Origin of the sequence: Streptomyces tatrensis (assembly GCF_049310065.1) — a bacterium.
Taxonomy (GTDB): Bacteria; Actinomycetota; Actinomycetes; order Streptomycetales; family Streptomycetaceae; genus Streptomyces.
In genome coordinates, this window is record NZ_JBMDLB010000007.1 from 12,800 (window position 1) to 29,524 (window position 16,725).

A 16,725-nucleotide genomic window follows, 5' to 3' on the forward strand; every position below is an offset into this window, starting at 1 on the left:
GGTGGACGTCGGCGTTGGGAGCCCGGCCGGCTGCTCCGCGGTAGTCCTCAATCCGGGCCTAGTGCGACCCCCCGCCTCTGCGCAGCCATCGCCGACCGGATCACCTTCCGCTACACCCTCATCCAGACCGGTAGCGAGTCCTACCGCTTCCGCGTCACCGAAGCGGAACGACGCAGCCCCTGACCGTCTCCCGGCCGGTTCAGTCGCGGCTGGAGAGAGGGGGCCGTGGTTCCAGAACAGCCAACGCAGCTCGTGCTGCCTCTCCTCCCTCCGTCCGGGCCAGCAGCTCCAGCTCGCTGCGATCGGCCCACGCACACGCCTCACGCAACTCGGCGGTGAGATCGAGTCCGATCTCCTGGCCGATCCAGTCCGCGATGACGAGCGCGTCCGCCACGACGGTCGGATAGGCGGCGATCTCCGGCCCCAACAGGGGAAGCCCGCCGTCATTGGCGCCGTGGGCGAGAGCGAGGGCCACGAGCGTCCACCGCGCCGTCCGGTCTGCGGGATCGCGATGCAGACGCTCGGAGGTGAGAGCGTTGAGTTTGTGGACCGTGATGTCACCGTTGGCCCAGCCCTGCCAGAACTCGTCGTCGCGCGGAAGGTCTTCCAGGGCCTGGAGGCCGTCACTCAGAGCCCGCACCATGCGCTCTGCGAACTCGCGGTGGCCGGTGCTGTCTCCGGCCTGCCGCAGTACGTCGAACTCGTTCTGGCTCATCGACACATCATCGACCGCCGGCGGGCCCGCCCTCTCCGAAAAAGAAGGTGGGCCCCTTCCGCACCGCGCCTGTCAGGGACACGGATCGGCAGGACCCTGGTCGCAAAGCTTCTGGTCCACCCAGCTCGGACACCGCAGACACACCGAACCGGATGTCACCCGATCAGTGAGGCTCCCAATCCCGCCGCCGATCATGGACTTCCGTCCCTCTCCGTCTCTTGCACGGACGGACCAACATGGCTCCCGAAACCACCGCCCAAGCGGCTCTCGTTCGTCGGCTCAGGCCCGGATTCCGCGAAATGGATCGTGCTGCCGTGCGCCGGTGACGCTCCGTCATCCTGGACATCATTCTTCGGTCGTGTGAGACCTTGTTGGAGTTGGTGTTCCCCCACCTGGTGACGGTGCTGGTGGAACTCGTGGTGGTGGAGAACGGCGTGCTGCGGATCGTCGGAGCGCTTGGTGTCGATCTGGCCGCTCGCGCCGTGGTCCGGCTGGGGCTGGTGCTGGGCATCGTGGTCAGCCGGATGACCGTACTTCGAGTGGTGATGGCGCTGCCGGAGCCGGTCTGGGCGGTGCCGCGGGTGCTGGGATTGGATGAGTTCGCGACCTGGAAGGGCCGCCGGTACGGCACGATCCTGATCGACTGCGAGACCCACCAGCCCCTGGGACCTGCTGCCCGACCGGGAGGCCGAGACCCTGGCCGCATGGCTGCGCGAACACCCCGGCGTCGAGATCGTCTGCCGCGACCGTGCGGCCTTCTTCGCCGAAGGTGCCCGCACCGCGCCCCGCAGGCCCCGCGCTGCGCAGACAAATGGCATGTCTGGCACAACCTCGGCGAAGCCGTCGAACGCCTGGTCTCCCACCACCGCGTTCTCCTCCGGGATTTCGTCGAGCAGAAACCTTCACCCGAACCCGTGCCGACCTCCGTAGGCCAGGAGCCATCCGAGCCCTACCCCGCGGGGAAGTTCCTCGACCCCGGCTCCGCGACACCCACGCCGCGGTCAGGGCCCAGGTCGAGCAGGGCCTGCGCCAGTGCGAAGACGCCCGCCGGCTCGGGCTAGGCCGCAACACCGTGCACAAGTACGCTCGCGCCGCCAGCCCGGAGGCGATGCTGCACGGCCAGTGGCAAGACCGGACCAGCGGAGTCGCGCAGGGTGCGGTAGGCCCAGCGGGCCCCGTGTTCTTGCAGCTCGCGGTGGAAGACCGACAGACGTCCATCCTCTACATCCCAAACGCCCACCAGCGGCCGGCCGTCCGCCGATGGCCCGACCTCCCTCGCCCCGCGAAGCCACTCGCTGGATCATGAGCCACCCCGACCACCTTCGCGACGACGACCAACTGCGGCTCAAGACGCTGCTGGCCGACTCGCCCGAGCTCACGGCCGCCATCACCCACGTCCGGACGTTCGCGACCATCATGACCAACCGTGAAGGAGAGCGGCTGCGCGGATGGATCGCCGATGTCTGCGCCGATCAGCAGTGCGGCCTGGCCTCCTTCGCCGCCGGGGCTGATCACCGACCTCGACGCCGTCATCTTCGGCATGAGCACCGAATGGCCATCCGGTCCCGTCGAAGGCCGCGTCAACGACCTGAAAGCCCTCAAGCGCAGCATGTTCGGCAGAGCGAAACTTCCACTACTGCGCAGGCGGCTCCTCCTGCTCGCGGCCAGCCGCCGACCCTAACTTCTGGCTCCTCGGGCCTGGCGGTCCAGGAACCCGATCAGTCGTGTCTCCGAACACAGAAGCCGTTCTCGCTGCTCAGGAGGAAGAGATGCGAGGAGGTCAACAAGGACTCGCTTCCGCGGGACCTGCACCATGCTGCCGGAGTAGATCCGGCAAGTGGAACACCAGGCGAGTCCGATGCACCGCTCGAACATCGAGGACTCAGGCGGATGGAAACGGCACTGGTAGGAACTGACGGGCGTTCCGCAGTCGGCGCAGACGCGTCGATCGCCATCGGGAATCGCCCAGGTCCCGACCTTTCGCCAGCGCTGTCGTCCGGCCGGTGCTCTTCAAGTCGTCACGCCGAACATTTTCGCGCACAGAGCTCCGCCCAGCACAGTCTCCGAGCAAGACTCCGACCAACCACCCACAGACCGTAACCGCCTCTTGGCCGCCTTCACGGAATCCGTTCCTGAACCGAATCAGACCGTCAAGCCACTCGTTGTAGAGCGAGGACGCTGCGACCGTGTTCTCGAACAGGACCTCCGAATGGATCGACCCCCACTTCCCATCCAGGCGCTGGCCCTTCACCGACAGCAGCAGGTGGTCATGGAGGAGCGGCATACCCGAGCGCGCCTCGTAGTGGCGGAAGCGGGCGGTGACCAGACCGCCCGGGGGGCCGGACCTTGTAGATGCCTTCCTTGCCGTACCGGATGACCGCAATCTCGTCCTCGATCCACTCCAGCACCCGCTCGATCGCGCGCTCGTGCGCAGCCTCGGTCACCCGCCGAGTCTCGTCATCACCGAGCGCCCACAACAAGTAGATCGTCGGCTTCGGTCGGAAGACGAGATCGAACCCGGTGACCGACACCCGGCGTCCGAGAGCGCCGGCCCTCACTGCCGTCTTCGGGGACTTCCCCTCGGCGAGCTCCTCGGCCTCGATCCGGTCCGCATACGGGTCCCGACCCCGCTCCCCGAACAGGTTCCGCAGCTGCTGCTCGGTGACCGCCTCCCACGCCGACAGACCGAACACGGTCAGGCCCGGCCCATCCATCGCCCGGCCGGGACAGCCGCCTCCTCCTGCGCCTTACGGAGGGGTGTACGCGCCGGCCGGCGGCCGTCACCGACGACGACCTGACGCAGGTAGCAGCGGTACATCTGACCGGCTCGAATGATCGCGATTTCCATCATGGAGACCACGCCACACGACCCTGACCTGCAAGAAAAGACCGATCAGCCCTACGTCCCGCCAGGCGGGAGCAGCGGCCGAACTTTCTTCACCGGCGCCCGCCAGACGGGAAACGGCCCCGAGCCGGAAGCATCGGGTGGCGCCAAGCCCGCACCACGCTGCTCGAGGCCGTCGCACGCCACCACCACGCTCAGCTGCTCGCCGCCATCGTCGAGCTCGGCGGTGAGCTGGAGCTCCAGCTACCCGGAACGGGCGCTTCAGGGGCGCGGTCACCCCAGAAGACTGCGGTCAGCGCCGGCCGCCGCCCATGCGGCGGTCGTCGGCCAGTGCGGTCAGCGGGCCGAACTCGCGGGCAAGCTCGTTCCACGTCAGAACCTCGCCACAGCGGGCCGGGAACTCCTTCGGGTTGAACTCGGGCATGGTCCAGGTGCCAGTGCCCCGGTCCCGCAGCCACAGGTCCCCGTCCCCGTCGACCACAGTCGGCGGGGCCGGTACGGGCTCGGCCTGATCGGTGGGCTCCCAGGTGACCCGGCCCGGGTGCGAAACGCGGCGCAGCTCGGTGGTGGCCAGCCGCGCGGCCAAGTCACGGGTGGACTCTTCGGCGTCCTTGACCGACGCGAGTCGGAATGCGTCGTCAAGTACGGGCAGGGCTGGATTCTTGCTGCGCTTTGAACTCATACGCTGAACTACCTCCGATGGGGGGCGTCACATCCGATATGCACCCCCGTAGAGGAACACGGTATCCGAGGCGGGAGCCGGGCCGGCTACGACCACTGTCCAGGTGGAGGCGCTGGCACACCGGGCGGTGGGGCTAGGTGATGAGCTGGTCCTGGACGTGGCGCAACCCGTGGTGGTAGCGCTCAGATATGGCGGTCCGGGTCTGAGAAGGTGAGTCCGCCTGGGGCGAGCGGACGTCGGGCCGGGGCGGGTGCGGGCTCGGTCTCGCCGGGCGGCTGGCGAAAGTCGGCGCCCTGCTCGATCGGCATCAGCCGGCGCCCACCCGCCTGGGCGGGTACGGGAGCGTCGGAAGCGGGTTCGGAGAAGACGGGCAGCGAGAGCGGTCGACGGTCGTTCATGATCCCTAGTCTCCCAGGTCCGGCCCTGCGGGTAGGACCAGGCTGGTTGTGCCCGCGACTTCCACGACACCGACGTCGAGGCTCAGTAGCGTCACCGGAATGAATCAAGACCATGTGCTCGAAGCGTTTCGTCGGGAATCTGGGGCGCTCACTGATGCTGTGTCAGGACTGTCCGGAGCTGAGTGGAGCCTCCCGACACGCTGCGCTCCCTGGACCGTACGTGACCTGCTCGGGCACGTGTGCGTCGTGATCGATTGGCTTCCGGGCATGCTGGACGCGCCAGCCCCGGGTGATGCCGGGATTTCCGCTGCGGATTACTACCGTCCGGACGACCGCTTTTCACCCCAGACCAACGGTGCCCGGATCACTCTGGCTCAGGACCGGGCAGCAGAGCCGGCCGATGGTGCCGCCTTCGCCGAGGATTTCACCGCGACCTGGCGCCGGGTCGACCGGCTGTGCCGGGTCCAGCCGGCCGGCCGGACCGTGCGGACACGCCATGGTGACGCCATGCTCCTGTCGGAGTTCCTGATCACCCGAGTCGTCGAAGTCGCCGTCCACGGCCTCGACCTGGCTGACGCACTCGGATACGAACCCTGGCTCACCTCGTCAGCCGGTGACGCCGTGCTGGAACTGCTTCTCGGCGCAGAGCAGCTGGCGGCCGCCGACAAATTGGGTTGGAGCCAGCCGCATTTCCTGCGGAAAGCCACCGGCCGCGAGCCGTTGGACGACTCAGAGACCGCGCACATCGAACAGCTCGGCATCCGATGGCTCGCCCTAGGCTGACGCCTGCGCTCGGCCGCCGCCCGCGAGCGCGGCCGGGTCGGCGCGCGTCCGAGCGTCGCCGCCGAGGCGCGCGACTGGAAGCCGCACCTCCACCGGATCACCCGCAAGCCCAAGCAGGCCCCTCGCGTGAGGGCGATCACCTCTCCTGCCTACCACGAGGCGCCAGCGCGGGAATGCCCAGGTCAATGGTTCGGGGCCTGCCTGGCAGCCATAACGCTTCGGTGTGCTTCTGCTGGAGCAGCGTCAGGGTCAGGGTCAGGGTCAGGTCGATGCTCTCGATTTCTCCGAGCCAGCCTTCCGTTTCGGCCCGGGCCCGGCGTGCGATGAGATCGGTCTTGATTTCCTCCAGGCGGAAGATCACCTTGGGGTCCGCGACAACCTCCTCGACCGGATCGCCGAAGCCGAGCGCGAGGGCCAGCTCGGTGAAATCGAGGGCCTGCGCGTCAGCCTCGCCGGCGCCGAAGCCAAATCCGACCAGATCGACGCCGTCTCCAGAGGTATGCCGATCAACCTCGGCATGCCTCGACAGGCCCCCGCTCAACCCGCCCGGCAGAAGGGAGCAGCGCACCGTTGAGACAATGACGGGATGATCAGCAATGAGATCCGGTTCGGCTGCCATAACCGAGGCGACGACGGCCCGCTCGTGGTGGTCCCTCACATCGACGGAGCACCACTCACCGAGCTGATCGACGGATTCGAGATCTCGGCCAAAATGGAACCTGCAGGTGATGCCTACGGTGGTCTGATCCCGGCGTTCTTCCGGTTCGGCCCGATGCAGGACCACTTCCTCGGACGGTCCACCAGCGCCATGGGGCCGAAGACACCCGTCCTCGGTTGCGAATGTGGCGAGTGGGGATGCTGGCCGCTCATGGCCCGCATCACCGCAACAGCCACCCTCGTGACCTGGGACGCCTTCGAGCAACCACACCGCACGACTCGCGACTACGTGCCATTCGGCCCGTTCCAGTTCGACCGTCACCAATACGACGACGCCCTGCGGACCCTGAGCGCGGCGATCGGCTCCGACAACGACGGCACGAGAGCATGAACACTGCCGTGTCAGCCCGTCTCCTACCGACCACCGTAGCGTCGCATCAGCGCAGAGCGAACCTCTGACGTACCTCTGAGCGCGGCCATTTCCTTCGGCCCCTGCACAACTCGACACGCCCCCGTGTCCTGGTCGACGAGGATGGGCCAGTTTCCTCCGACCCTGATCTGGCGCCCCTGTTCGTCCTTCGCAGTGGGATACCAGGTGAAGCCATAGACGCCAGTGACCGCCGGGGTCGCCCACAGGCCAAGCCTGAAGGCCCACTCGTCCCAACGGTCGGTCAGGGTCCGACCGAAGTCTTCAGCCAGTCTCCGTGCTTCGCTCTCCTCCAAGAAGCCCCTCCATCACTCTTCAACACTTGAGAGAGCAGACATTACGGGACTCAAGCAGGCAACCGAACGGGAGCTCCTGCGGTACACGTATCTCTGTACTTGGCGGTGCTCAGAACGCAGAGGAGTACGCGGACAACTGGTTCAGAGAAGGCGTGTTGACTGAACTGACTTGTGCGATTCTCAGGTCAAGAGTTTGGTCGCTGCTGGGCAAAGGAGCCACGTAAACGGCCTGCTGCGCCGGTCACGGTCGACTTGTGGGCGCTGAGAAATTTCAGTACTCCGTTGCTGTTCCGAGGCAGCTACCGCAGTGCGGTCGGGTGCACATGCTTCCAAGCCTTGCGGATTCCATGAAGCAGCTCACGTTGTTCTTCGATCCAACCGCGGTTCACTTCCAGGCTGATGGCCACCCGCGTTGTCTGCTGGTCGGAGACCGTGACAGTGATCTGGTCCTGGTCGTCTTCCCTGTCCACGAGCTGGATGCCAATCTCAGCTACTCGGGCGCACTCGCGCCACACCGCGTCTCGGCCGGCCTCGAGCTCATCCAGCACGTGCTCCCAGGGAGCGAGGTCGTACGGCTCGACGTAGGTGCGAGTGAGTCCGGCAACGAAGTCGTTGTGCACCATCAGCTCACCGCAGGTGTCCGGAATGCCGGACGCTCCGGATTCATCGAGTTCAATGGCCACGCTGCCGCCGTACTTGCCAGTGATCCGCAGCAGAGTGAACCGCTCACGATCTTCCATGTCCCACCCCAGGATGTTGGCTACCCAGCATTCTTGCCGTGCAGCGTACAGGCGTTGCGGTCGGGTGAAGGCGTGAGGTCTCTGAAGCTGTTTTGGGCTGGATCTGCAAAGGAACGCCGGATCACGGACCCGTACGCCAGCTCCGTGGATTCGGACAGGTTGTGACCCTGCCCGCTGTAGCTCGGATTGAGGCCACGACTCTTAGTTCAGAGAAGTGACCAAGCCGAAACTGATCGCGCCGGACCAGATGGGACGCATCGCCGGACCTCCGCTCACGCCCCCACCACTTCCAGCGTCGCATCCCCGAGCCATCGGCCTCGCCCGGTCAGCCTCCGATGGGGGCCGGCTTCCACTGCGCCTCCACCACCGCGCAGGACGTCCATCCGCTCCGCCGAGACCGGCACCAGAACGGACTGCGCGACGGCCATGACCGCATGCCCCGCCCACGCGGTGGGCGCCATCGACTCCCCCGCCGCAGCCCTGCGCACGACCTCGAAATCCTCCCAGCCAGCCACACGCGACCACCCGGAAGACCCTCGACCACCCCACACGAAGCGACGACAGCCCCCTCTGACAGACCCGGCGGGCCTGCGGGGCGAAGCGGATCCGGGGCGGCGTGCGCCGAGCGGGTCTGCGCCTCTCCTCAAGCAGCACCGATGCGGTCGAGCAAGGTCTGAGCCTCGGTGGTGCGGCGGTGTTCCGGGCCGAAGGCGGCCAGGCAGGCGTCATGCGCGGCTGCGGCCAGAGGGCGGGCCTCGGTGCCACGGCCCAGTCCGAGGAGGGCGGTGGCCGCGGCCAGCTCGACGGCACCGGTTTCTGCGCGGCCATGCTCCTGGGGCAAGCTGCGGAGCAGTTCGTCGGCGCGTGCTGCTTCGGCGAGAGCGTCCTCGTGGCGGTCCTGGCTAGTCAGGCTGCGGGCCAGACCGAGGCGCAGTGCCAGGGCGAACCGGTCCGGTACGCGATGGATGGCGAGTGCCTGGCGCGCCAGCGCCTCTGCCTCCGGGTGGCGGCCCAGGGCGGTGAGGGCGTAGATCTGTCCGTTGCGGGCGGTGGTCGCTATGTGCGCCGCGTCCGGCCCTGTGCCCTGGGCTGCGATCTGGGCGACGGCCGCGCACTCTGCCTCGCATTCGGCGTGCCGGCCGAGTGAGGCCAGTGCTTGGGCGCGGTCCGAGCGCAGTTTCAGGGTTTTCGGGTGTTCGGCGCCGAACGGTCCTGCGGAATACCGGGAGCAGTGTGTCGTAACTGGTGATGGCATCGGCATGGCGGTCCTGGGCGCCCGCCGCGAGCGCGGCCATGCCCAGGGCCAGCGGCGCGTACATGTCGTCGCGCGGCCGGGCCCGGGCCGCGGCCACGGATCGTGCCTCGGCCTCGGCCTCGGCATAGCGCCCTGCCAGGTACAGGGCCTCGGCCCGGGCCAAGGGGGTGCTCATCGTCCGGCCGGCTTCGCTTCGGCGGCGCGAACGAAAGCACTCTCATGCGCGGAGCCTACGAATAACACGTTCACCCAGGGGGGCAGCAGATCGGCGGCGCACCCGCACAACTCCTCGACGGACCGGGGATCACCGCCTGCCCCTCCGACCAGGCCAAGCGCGGCCCGCCTTCGCCGGCCTGTTCGAGCACCCCGTGAGCCTGCTGACGTGATCACCCGCCGGGCCGGGCGCCGGCTATTCGGCTTCGGCAGCCTGGAACCTCCGGCGGGTCCCCGCGGCTGGAGAGTTACTTCCCGTCGGTGATGTAGTAGTCGTCCTTGAGGTATTCCAGGACGTAGCTGCCGAGGTCTTCCTCGGAGAAGGTGGCGGAGGACCTGACCGCTTCGAGCGGCATCTCGATCGTGTCGAGCGTGCGCACCTGAACGTGCTGCGGATCGACCGTCGCGGTTTTCAGGGCCTTCTTCTGCTCGGGTGAAATCATCTGGAACACGATCGCGTACGTCGTCGTGCACGGACCGAGCCCTTGGTCCTCTGCCTTCTTCGCTCCTGGCCCTGCAACCTCGCAGACTGTACCGATGTCTTCACGACCGAGGCCGTGAAGGTACTCCTCGTACCGCTGGATCGCGCGCTCCTTCGTCCTGGGCGCGGGCAGGTCGGCGCTCACGGTGGCCGATGGCTGTCCGGTTCCGGCGGATGCGGACGGCGTGCCCGGCGGAGCGTTCCCAGGTGTGGACGCGGACGGCGGCGAAGGCTTTGCGACGGCGCTCTCCTTCGCTTCGTCCGGACCGCACCCGCACGTCAGCAGCGCCACGCATGCCGATACCGCTGCCGCGCTCACCATCGCCCGCGTCTTCATCAGACTCCCCTCCACCAGCCGACTGTCCATCAAGAGCTCACGCACGATCACGCCAGACGGTTCCCGACCCGCTGTTCAGAGAGGACCCTTCGTCGTCCCCGCGGCCGCTTCGATCCGGGCTCCTTCTTGAGCCTGCAGCGTGAGCACAGGGCAGCGGACCCGACCCTCGGCCGCGCTATGGCAGTTGAACGGTGGGCACCTTCCCGGCCTCTGCCGAGCACCGCCCTTCGAGGGCCGGGCAACCGCCGAGCCGTGGTCCTCGGCCCTTCTCGGTGGCGACGGCGGAGGCGGAGAGGAGCGTCGCAGCGGCGAGGCTGCCCCAGAGGGCGGACGGGCCGTGGGAGGCGAGAGCGGTGATGGCCGCCGGGGAGACGGCGAGGCCGAAGCCCGTGGAGAGCTGGAAGCGGGCGAGGGCGCGGCCCAGGACAGGGGCCGGGGCGAGAGCGGTGACGAGGGCGGTGGCGCTGCCGGCGTAGAGGATCTCACCGATAGTGCAGACAACGGACACCGTGGCGACAGCGGGGGCACCCCAGCCGTGTCCCAGTGAGGTGGCCGCGAGGAAGCCGAGGTAGGACGCTGCGAGTACCACCCCCGCGAGAGCCAGCGAAGTCCGCCGGGAGAACCGGGACATCAGGACGGTGACCGGCACCTGCAGGGCGACCACCAGCAGCGTGTTGGTCACGAAGATGGCCGCCGACCACACTGGGGACGCGTGCAACTGTGTCAACAGGACCAGAGGGAGCGCGATTTCGGGGACGTTGAGGCAGAAGACGTAGACCACGTTGGCGGCAAGCAGCCCGCGCATCCGTGGTGCGGGCCCGTCGTCCCCGTTTCCGTCCCCGTCCCCGTCCCCGTCCGCGTCCTTGGCCGGGGTAGCGGCCGAGCGCGCGTGCAGGTGGACCGACCATGCCAAGGCCGCCGCCGTGAGGTAGGCGAGCCCGGTGACGGCCGCCAGCGCCTGCAACGCGGTGGTGCCGCCCGCCAGGCACGCGGTGGCGAGGAGCGCGCCCACGCCCAGGCCGGCGTTGCGCAGGGCACGCCCTGCCGCGAGGGCGGCGTCGCGTTCCCGGCCGTGGGCGATCGTGGCCACGAGAGCCGCGTGGGCGGCCGGCCACGCCTGGTTGCCCATGCCGAGGAAGAGCGCCGCCGTCGCGAACAGCCAGACGTGCCCCGCCGGGGTGCCCAGCAACAGCGCCACGCCCAGCACCCGTACCAGCATCGACGCCGCGACGACCGCGCTGCGTGCGCCCCGGTCCAGCCATCGGCCCACCGCGGGCATGCACACCAGACCCACGACGACGCCTGCCGTCATGGCGATACCGGTGGCCGGCGCGGACAGCTCCAGCACGGTCACCCCGTAGAGCAGCAGGAAGGGACGCAGCAGGCCGGTGCCGAGCGCGTCAACGGCCAGGGCGACGGCATAGCGTGGACCTCCGGAGGCACGGACGAGGGCGCGGGGCCGGATCTTGGTGGTAGTGGTTGCCATGGCGTCAACGGTGCGTCCGGGCGCCGGGCGGGGCGCGACGGTTGACGGACACCGTCAACCGTCGCGGTCATCCGCCAACTGGTCGGTGATGATGAGGGGGTGACGTTGAGGATCGACATCAGCGGACTGCCGTCCGAGCGGCTGCGGTTCGCCGCCTCCCCGCTGGCCGAGCTGACTGCGATGCTGCACGTGCTGGCCGAACCCGGGCATCACCCGCAGCTCGCCGGCTGGGCCGGGAACGTCTGGTCCGGGCTGCGGCCGGAGCTGGCTGAGCGGTTGCGGGAGGCGGAGTTCCTCTGGCGGTCCTCACGGGCCCACTTCCTGGTCCCCGCCCGGCCCCAGGCGACCCTCGCCGAGGAGCTGGACGGTGTGGACCGCATCGACGACGAAACGTACGTGACCGCTGCGCTCGTCACCACGTGCGGCAGCAACCGGGTCCACTTCGCCGCGCCATCGCCGCTCGTGGACGCGACAGCGCGCGAGCGGGTACTGGACCTGGCCCAGGCCCGCGGCGCGCTCCAAGAGGCTTTCGCGGAACGGCTGCTCGCGGACCCGGCCGCCGTACGGGCACGGGTGCGGGACACCCTCGATCAGTGCGCCGAGGCCTTCTTCAACGCAGCCTGGAAGGGCGTCGCCGTGCAACTCGCCACCGACCTGCGCCTGAAGAACGACCTGCTCAAGCGCCAGGGCATCGGGGCGGCACTCGCATCGGTCTCCGGCGCGGTCACCCTGGCACCCGACGGCGACTGCGTCATCGTGGACAAGCTGCAGGACAACGCGACCACCGCCCACGGCGCCGGACTCACCTTCATCCCCAGTGTCTTCGGCCGCCCACACCTGGTGGCGGTCCACGCGCCCGGATGGCAGCCGGTGGTGCAGTACCCAGTGGCGGAGCCGGGTCCATCAGAACCCGTATCGCTGGCAACGGTCACGCTGAGACTGGACGCACTCGCCCATCCGGTACGGCTGCGGCTACTGCGCACCCTGGCCCGCGGCCCGCACACCAACGGTGAACTGGCCAACGCCTGGGAACTCTCACCCCCGGAGGTCTCCCGCCACCTCGCCGTCCTGCGCCGCGCGGGCCTGCTCACGGCCCGCCGACACGGCCGTTACGTCCGCTACACCCTCAACCTGCCCGGCCTGACGGCCCTGGGCTCCGACCTGCTGGCGGCCGTACTGCGCTGAGCGCTCAAGCCCGACCCTGCCCGGCCGGTCCGCCGTACGGATGCGGCTGGGCGAGGCGCTCCGCCCTCCGTACGGCGCACCGGACGCCGGACGCCGAGCAACTGCGGAGGCTGTCGCATGATCAGCAAGTAGGTGATCGGCCAGCTCGCGCGGACCGCACCCGCTCTCGCAGCGGAGGCCTGGCAGACGCTCAGTGAGCCGGCGCTGCATGAGGTGAGCAGATCCTGCACATGGTCCTCGCCGACGGGGACGTTGCGGCGCAGCATGAACAGGAACAGCCCTCGTGTCGATATCCGAAGCCACGTGCACAGGTGAACTGGTGTTTCGTCGGCAAGCGCAGGGCACTGCGGAGTCATGGGACAGCCTGAAGTCGCCTGCGCTACCGTCAAATTGACCGTAGTCGTGTGCGCGGCCGGGCCGCTCCAGCGGCGGCCTCGGGGGCGGACGGCCGCCGGATGAAGTCGAGGGATCGTTCATGAAGTGCCGCGAAACCGGTACCTGACCAGGCAGCGCCACCCGGTGGCGGCCATCTGCAGAGAGATCGCCCGTGAGTGCCGGATTCGTGGTCTGCGGGTGTCCTCCAGGGGAACGGTGTCGCGGCGGAACGTGCAGCTGGACCCGGTCGTCTCCACCACCGCTCGGGAGGGAAGCGAGGCAGCCCTCCCGCTGCGGTCGGCCGGGGGTGTGCCGCCCGCAGTCACCGAAGTGCTGGAGCAGGTCCAGGTCGACCACACGTGCCGGTGGATGTGATCGTGGTCGACGAACAGCACCGGCTACCGATCGGCCGGCCCTACCTGACGGCGGCGATCGACGTGGCGAGCGGGTGCGTGGCGGGCCTGGTGGTGACGCTGGAAGCGCCGTCGGCGCCGTCGGTCGGGCTGTGCCTGGCGCATGCGACCACCGACAAGGGGGCGTGACCCAGATACGCCAGAAACCCGCCACGGGATGATTTGGGGGGCCGGGCGGCTGGCTACGGAGTGTCTCCTGTGAAGGCGTTGACTCGGTTCTCGTACTCGCGTCGGGCCTTGCGATGTGCTGGAACGATCGGGGCGCCCTGGTTACCGTCGAGGGGGTGGCAGCGGGCGAGGGGCCCTGTAGACCGCACGAGCCAGCCTGCCCGCCACGCGCAGCGTGGCCGCCGTGTCCGTACCCGGTGTGCTGGCAGGCTGGAATGTGGAGCTCGCCCGGTCCTCCTTCGCACGTCGGCCCGGGCGGGCCGCCATAACGCGCGGTGGCGCGGGTCAGTGGTAGGGGTTCCAGCGTCCGAAGCGGGCCAGCAGCGAACGCGTCTGATCCACGTTCAGCCCGAGCGCCGTCGCGACTTGTTCCGGTTCCTGGGCGCGGGCCTGGTTCGCGGGCCAGTACCCGGTCCGCTGGGCGATGATCTCCAACTGGCGGGCCGCCTTCACCGCAGCGGCCGGCGCGTCGCCGGCCGGGGCCTCGATCGCGGCACTGACCGACTCCAACAGGGCCTTCAGCTCGGGTGGGAGCGGGATGGTGCGGCGGGCGACATCGGCGATGTGCCCGTCCCAGGCGTCCATGCACCGGTCCGCGCCCCCGGAGCCGGCCCGGCGGAACGGAACATCGCCGAACCCGGCCCAGTTCACGGTGTGATGCTCGCCCGTCCAGCCGCAGACGCACTCGGCGCGCAACACGGCGGCGCGGGGGCGCTCCGGCCAGGTGCCACCGTCATAGACGCTCCAGTGCGCGACATCGTGTCCATCGGCGGAGGAGCCGTCGAAGCACACCGGCTTCGGAACGCTCCCGTCAGCCAGGAGCACACCCACCCGGCCCTGATGCGACGCCCCGAACTCGTCCGGCGTCCAGGTCTCGTCTTCCACCCCCACGCCCTTCCCACACCTGCGGTCTGGGCGTGCGCCCGTTTCTGAGGACGACGATCCCGTACCCATGTCTGGCGGGGTGGGGAAAGCGCGGAAGTTCGCGCTGAGGGGTGTCAGCGGGCTCCGGGGCCCGGCGCGCGATCCCGGTCCCCGGGCGACATCGGCGTCAAGCCCCAGCGGGCCTCGAAGACGCGGGCGGCGGCATGCATCGCGACTCGGAGCACTCGCCCCAGCCAGCCGGGTGTACCGACAGCAAAACCCTCCGGCATGTCGCTGACAGCACGCTACTGAGACGGAAGCGGCACATCGCACAACGAGGAAGGGGGCGGCCGGGATTGCAATGACGGACAGGTACCGTTTGGCCATGGTTCTTTCGGGGGCGAACGCTACTGACAACGAGAACGCGGGGTGGGCGGTGGTCATCCAGCACTTCGACTTCGCGATCGCCGTTGCGGCCGACGGCGTCTGCCTCGTGGTTCCTGTCGACGAGACGACGCCGTGGGGATGAAACAGCGAATAGACCTGCATCTGGCCGGCGCACGACTGGACCTCCACAGGGAGCGGTGGCTCGCAGAGGGCTTGTCCGTATCTCCCGTCCTGTGGCGGCATCAAACGGGTTCACATGCACCGGCCGAGCACGAGCCGGTCACGGCCCCCGACGGCCTTGCCGTGCGGATCACAGGACCGGACTGGGGCGTGGTCCTGTACGTCGAGCTGCAGCCCGACGGGACGGCTGGTCTGGCGTACCACGCACCCCTCGGGTGGGTGGATGAGCGCGTGCGTGTCCACTCCGTCGAAGCATGGGACGCGCTGCTGGGCAACGCCGTCCAGCGCGCTCGCGGCCTGAAAGTGCGGCATGCCCACTTGCTTGCCGCCAGCTGCACCACGGGCTGGCTCGACTGGTTCCACGGCGAGTTGTGGCTGCTGCCGGACTCCCTGGTCCGCATTCGCGGCGGATTCGTCGACACCGTCGTGAACTCCATCAGCCCCGGCGTACGGGTACGGGAACACACCGCCACCAGTGTGATCGGCTACGACCCGGCGGCCGTCCTAAACGGGCACCGCACCAACAAGGTCATCCCCTTGGACGGCATCGCGCACGCCAGTCTGCACCGCGGTCTCACCACGTCCGGCGTTGCCGTGACGATGACGGACGGCACCCGCCACAAACTGTTGTGGCTGTCCTCCGAACCAGCTCACCGCGTACTGACGGACCGGCTGCTGCCCGTACTCGGGTCCCGCCTGACCCGGTGAGCCGGACGGACGGAAAGACCGACAGACGGTCAGCAAGCACAGGATGGTGGCTTCCGGCCGGGCCGGCTGTCCGGGTGCCGCTGCGGGAGGCGTGGTGGTGGAACGGGAGCGGGCCTCCGCCGGGCAAACGGCACCGGAAGGAGGCGACTCACCCGCCTCCAGCTGCCTGGCCGGGACCGTAGGCCACCTATCGGCCACGCCCGTGTTCAACCCCTCCATCAACAGCACCCGCCCATCGGGGTTGGGAAGCAGCACGCACACGTCGACCGGAGTCTCCCGACGGCCGGCAAGAGCCGTCCCCATTTCTGTACCCGCCAGCCGCAACCCTCCCCTCCCCCTGCACCCAGAGCGGTCCAGTCAGGGAACGGAGGTGAGCTGCGGCGACAGGCTGCGCTGGACGCTCCCGGACCTGGCTGACGGCGGCGGTGACGAGCCGTTCATCAGGCCCACGTGGTGAGGTCGTACACGGCGTCGGACAGGGGGTCCCTCACGGCGTGGACCCGGTGGGCGGCCAGGGTGGCGGTATCCTCCGGGCGCAGGAGGGCGGCGAGTTTGGTGGCAGCCCACCAACCGACGGTACGGGGTGCCCCTGTTCGGGAGCGAACCGCGAGGTCGATGCCGATGGTGCGGCCGTCGTGGTCTAGATAGACGCGGACGGTGTCGGAGTGGTGGTGGTCGAAGCCCGCCAGAACGTAGAGGGCGGAGTCGATCGAGGGCTGGGCGCCCTGCCACAGCGGGTCGCCGCCAGGTCGGCGATCAGGTAGTCGATGCCGTCGTCCATGGTGATCTCGGCCGTCTCGGATACGACCGTGCCGACGAGGGTGGCTACGTCGACGTACGGGAGTCCGTCCTCGCCCGTCGGGGGGATCGTGTCCGGGGTCAGCCAGGCGGCGGTGTGGCGCAGGGCTCCTGCGTACCACCAGGTGCCGTGCTCCCGCCCGTAACGGGTGGGCAGGTCCACCGTGACACTCCGTCCCGCCGAGTCGGCAAGGCGGACCCGGATCCGGTCCGGGTCCTGGCGCAGCATGGCACGGATGCGCCAGTCTGTGGCGGGCAGGGGTACGCCGATGAATCTGCGCAGCGTCAGCAGTGCGTGCGGGAAGTGGGCGTCCATGCCTGCACCCTTCCCC

General features: G+C 68.9%; 20 protein-coding genes and 1 pseudogene. 8 read left to right on the forward strand and 13 right to left on the reverse strand.

The genetic code is table 11. The features are described 5' to 3' along the window. Positions 1-199 precede the first annotated feature (199 nt). Complete coding sequence (locus ACODT5_RS03805; RefSeq protein ID WP_422517756.1) at positions 200-715, reverse strand: hypothetical protein; 516 nt, start codon at positions 713-715, stop codon at positions 200-202. Between the two features lie 371 nt (positions 716-1,086). Here ACODT5_RS03805 and ACODT5_RS03810 point away from each other — a divergent pair, with 371 nt between their 5' ends. Continuing rightward, entirely contained in the window at positions 1,087-1,776 is a 690-nt protein-coding gene (locus ACODT5_RS03810; RefSeq protein WP_422517757.1) for a hypothetical protein, read from the forward strand. Between the two features lie 446 nt (positions 1,777-2,222). After that, a pseudogene (locus ACODT5_RS03815) lies at positions 2,223-2,396 on the forward strand (ISL3 family transposase); the annotation flags it as partial. 201 nt (positions 2,397-2,597) lie between these two features. Here the strand turns inward: ACODT5_RS03815 and ACODT5_RS03820 are convergent. From ACODT5_RS03820 to ACODT5_RS03835, 4 genes are all read right to left on the reverse strand, one after another. Then, complete coding sequence (locus ACODT5_RS03820; RefSeq protein ID WP_422517758.1) at positions 2,598-3,098, reverse strand: relaxase domain-containing protein; 501 nt, start codon at positions 3,096-3,098, stop codon at positions 2,598-2,600. After that, positions 2,983-3,429 (reverse strand): relaxase domain-containing protein, encoded by a 447-nt coding sequence (locus tag ACODT5_RS03825; protein WP_422517759.1) that lies wholly within the window; start codon positions 3,427-3,429, stop codon positions 2,983-2,985. Before ACODT5_RS03825 ends, ACODT5_RS03820 begins: the two co-directional genes overlap by 116 nt. Before the next feature lie 423 nt (positions 3,430-3,852). Beyond that, entirely contained in the window at positions 3,853-4,242 is a 390-nt protein-coding gene (locus ACODT5_RS03830; protein ID WP_422517760.1) for a hypothetical protein, read from the reverse strand. Positions 4,243-4,424: 182 nt separating this feature from the next. Next, positions 4,425-4,640, reverse strand: coding sequence for a hypothetical protein (locus ACODT5_RS03835; protein WP_422517761.1), 216 nt, complete (start codon positions 4,638-4,640; stop codon positions 4,425-4,427). A gap of 99 nt (positions 4,641-4,739) precedes the next feature. Here ACODT5_RS03835 and ACODT5_RS03840 point away from each other — a divergent pair, with 99 nt between their 5' ends. Next, entirely contained in the window at positions 4,740-5,423 is a 684-nt protein-coding gene (locus ACODT5_RS03840) for a maleylpyruvate isomerase family mycothiol-dependent enzyme (protein ID WP_422517762.1), read from the forward strand. A gap of 136 nt (positions 5,424-5,559) precedes the next feature. Here the strand turns inward: ACODT5_RS03840 and ACODT5_RS03845 are convergent, their stop codons facing one another. Further along, a complete protein-coding gene (locus tag ACODT5_RS03845) occupies positions 5,560-5,991 on the reverse strand; it encodes a hypothetical protein (protein WP_422517763.1) in 432 nt (143 codons plus the stop codon). Positions 5,992-6,009: 18 nt separating this feature from the next. On the opposite strand from ACODT5_RS03845, the gene ACODT5_RS03850 reads away from it, so the two are divergent. Further along, positions 6,010-6,471, forward strand: a complete 462-nt coding sequence (locus ACODT5_RS03850; protein ID WP_422517764.1) for a hypothetical protein — start codon at positions 6,010-6,012, stop codon at positions 6,469-6,471. Positions 6,472-7,102: 631 nt separating this feature from the next. Here ACODT5_RS03850 and ACODT5_RS03855 read toward each other — a convergent pair. From ACODT5_RS03855 to ACODT5_RS03875, 5 genes are all read right to left on the reverse strand, one after another. Then, positions 7,103-7,543: a DUF5959 family protein gene (locus ACODT5_RS03855; RefSeq protein WP_422517765.1), complete on the reverse strand. Its 441-nt coding sequence runs from the start codon at positions 7,541-7,543 to the stop codon at positions 7,103-7,105. A 272-nt stretch (positions 7,544-7,815) separates the two neighbouring features. Further along, the gene (locus ACODT5_RS03860; protein WP_422517766.1) at positions 7,816-8,058 is read right to left on the reverse strand and encodes a hypothetical protein; all 243 of its coding nucleotides are present in this window, start codon (positions 8,056-8,058) and stop codon (positions 7,816-7,818) included. Between the two features lie 128 nt (positions 8,059-8,186). Beyond that, positions 8,187-8,798 carry a tetratricopeptide repeat protein gene (locus ACODT5_RS03865; RefSeq protein ID WP_422517767.1) on the reverse strand — a complete coding sequence of 204 codons (612 nt, stop codon included), beginning with the start codon at positions 8,796-8,798 and terminating at the stop codon, positions 8,187-8,189. A 461-nt stretch (positions 8,799-9,259) separates the two neighbouring features. Next, positions 9,260-9,880, reverse strand: a complete 621-nt coding sequence (locus ACODT5_RS03870) for a hypothetical protein (protein ID WP_422517768.1) — start codon at positions 9,878-9,880, stop codon at positions 9,260-9,262. A gap of 124 nt (positions 9,881-10,004) precedes the next feature. Further along, a complete protein-coding gene (locus ACODT5_RS03875) occupies positions 10,005-11,315 on the reverse strand; it encodes an MFS transporter (protein WP_422517769.1) in 1,311 nt (436 codons plus the stop codon). Positions 11,316-11,414: 99 nt separating this feature from the next. Here ACODT5_RS03875 and ACODT5_RS03880 point away from each other — a divergent pair, with 99 nt between their 5' ends. Together ACODT5_RS03880 and ACODT5_RS03885 are read left to right on the forward strand one after the other, a co-directional pair. Next, positions 11,415-12,500, forward strand: a complete 1,086-nt coding sequence (locus tag ACODT5_RS03880) for a DUF5937 family protein (protein ID WP_422517770.1) — start codon at positions 11,415-11,417, stop codon at positions 12,498-12,500. Positions 12,501-13,252: 752 nt separating this feature from the next. Further along, positions 13,253-13,417: a hypothetical protein gene (locus ACODT5_RS03885; protein ID WP_422517771.1), complete on the forward strand. Its 165-nt coding sequence runs from the start codon at positions 13,253-13,255 to the stop codon at positions 13,415-13,417. Positions 13,418-13,741: 324 nt separating this feature from the next. On the opposite strand, the gene ACODT5_RS03890 is transcribed toward ACODT5_RS03885, so the two are convergent. Next, a complete protein-coding gene (locus ACODT5_RS03890; RefSeq protein WP_422517772.1) occupies positions 13,742-14,341 on the reverse strand; it encodes a hypothetical protein in 600 nt (199 codons plus the stop codon). Between the two features lie 364 nt (positions 14,342-14,705). On the opposite strand from ACODT5_RS03890, the gene ACODT5_RS03895 reads away from it, so the two are divergent. Together ACODT5_RS03895 and ACODT5_RS03900 are read left to right on the forward strand one after the other, a co-directional pair. Beyond that, positions 14,706-14,849 carry a hypothetical protein gene (locus ACODT5_RS03895; RefSeq protein WP_422517773.1) on the forward strand — a complete coding sequence of 48 codons (144 nt, stop codon included), beginning with the start codon at positions 14,706-14,708 and terminating at the stop codon, positions 14,847-14,849. A gap of 161 nt (positions 14,850-15,010) precedes the next feature. Further along, the gene (locus tag ACODT5_RS03900; RefSeq protein ID WP_422517774.1) at positions 15,011-15,595 is read left to right on the forward strand and encodes a hypothetical protein; all 585 of its coding nucleotides are present in this window, start codon (positions 15,011-15,013) and stop codon (positions 15,593-15,595) included. Between the two features lie 640 nt (positions 15,596-16,235). On the opposite strand, the gene ACODT5_RS03905 is transcribed toward ACODT5_RS03900, so the two are convergent. Continuing rightward, on the reverse strand, positions 16,236-16,709 hold the full coding sequence (locus tag ACODT5_RS03905; RefSeq protein ID WP_422517775.1) for a hypothetical protein: 474 nt from the start codon (positions 16,707-16,709) through the stop codon (positions 16,236-16,238). Between the last annotated feature and the right edge of the window lie 16 nt (positions 16,710-16,725).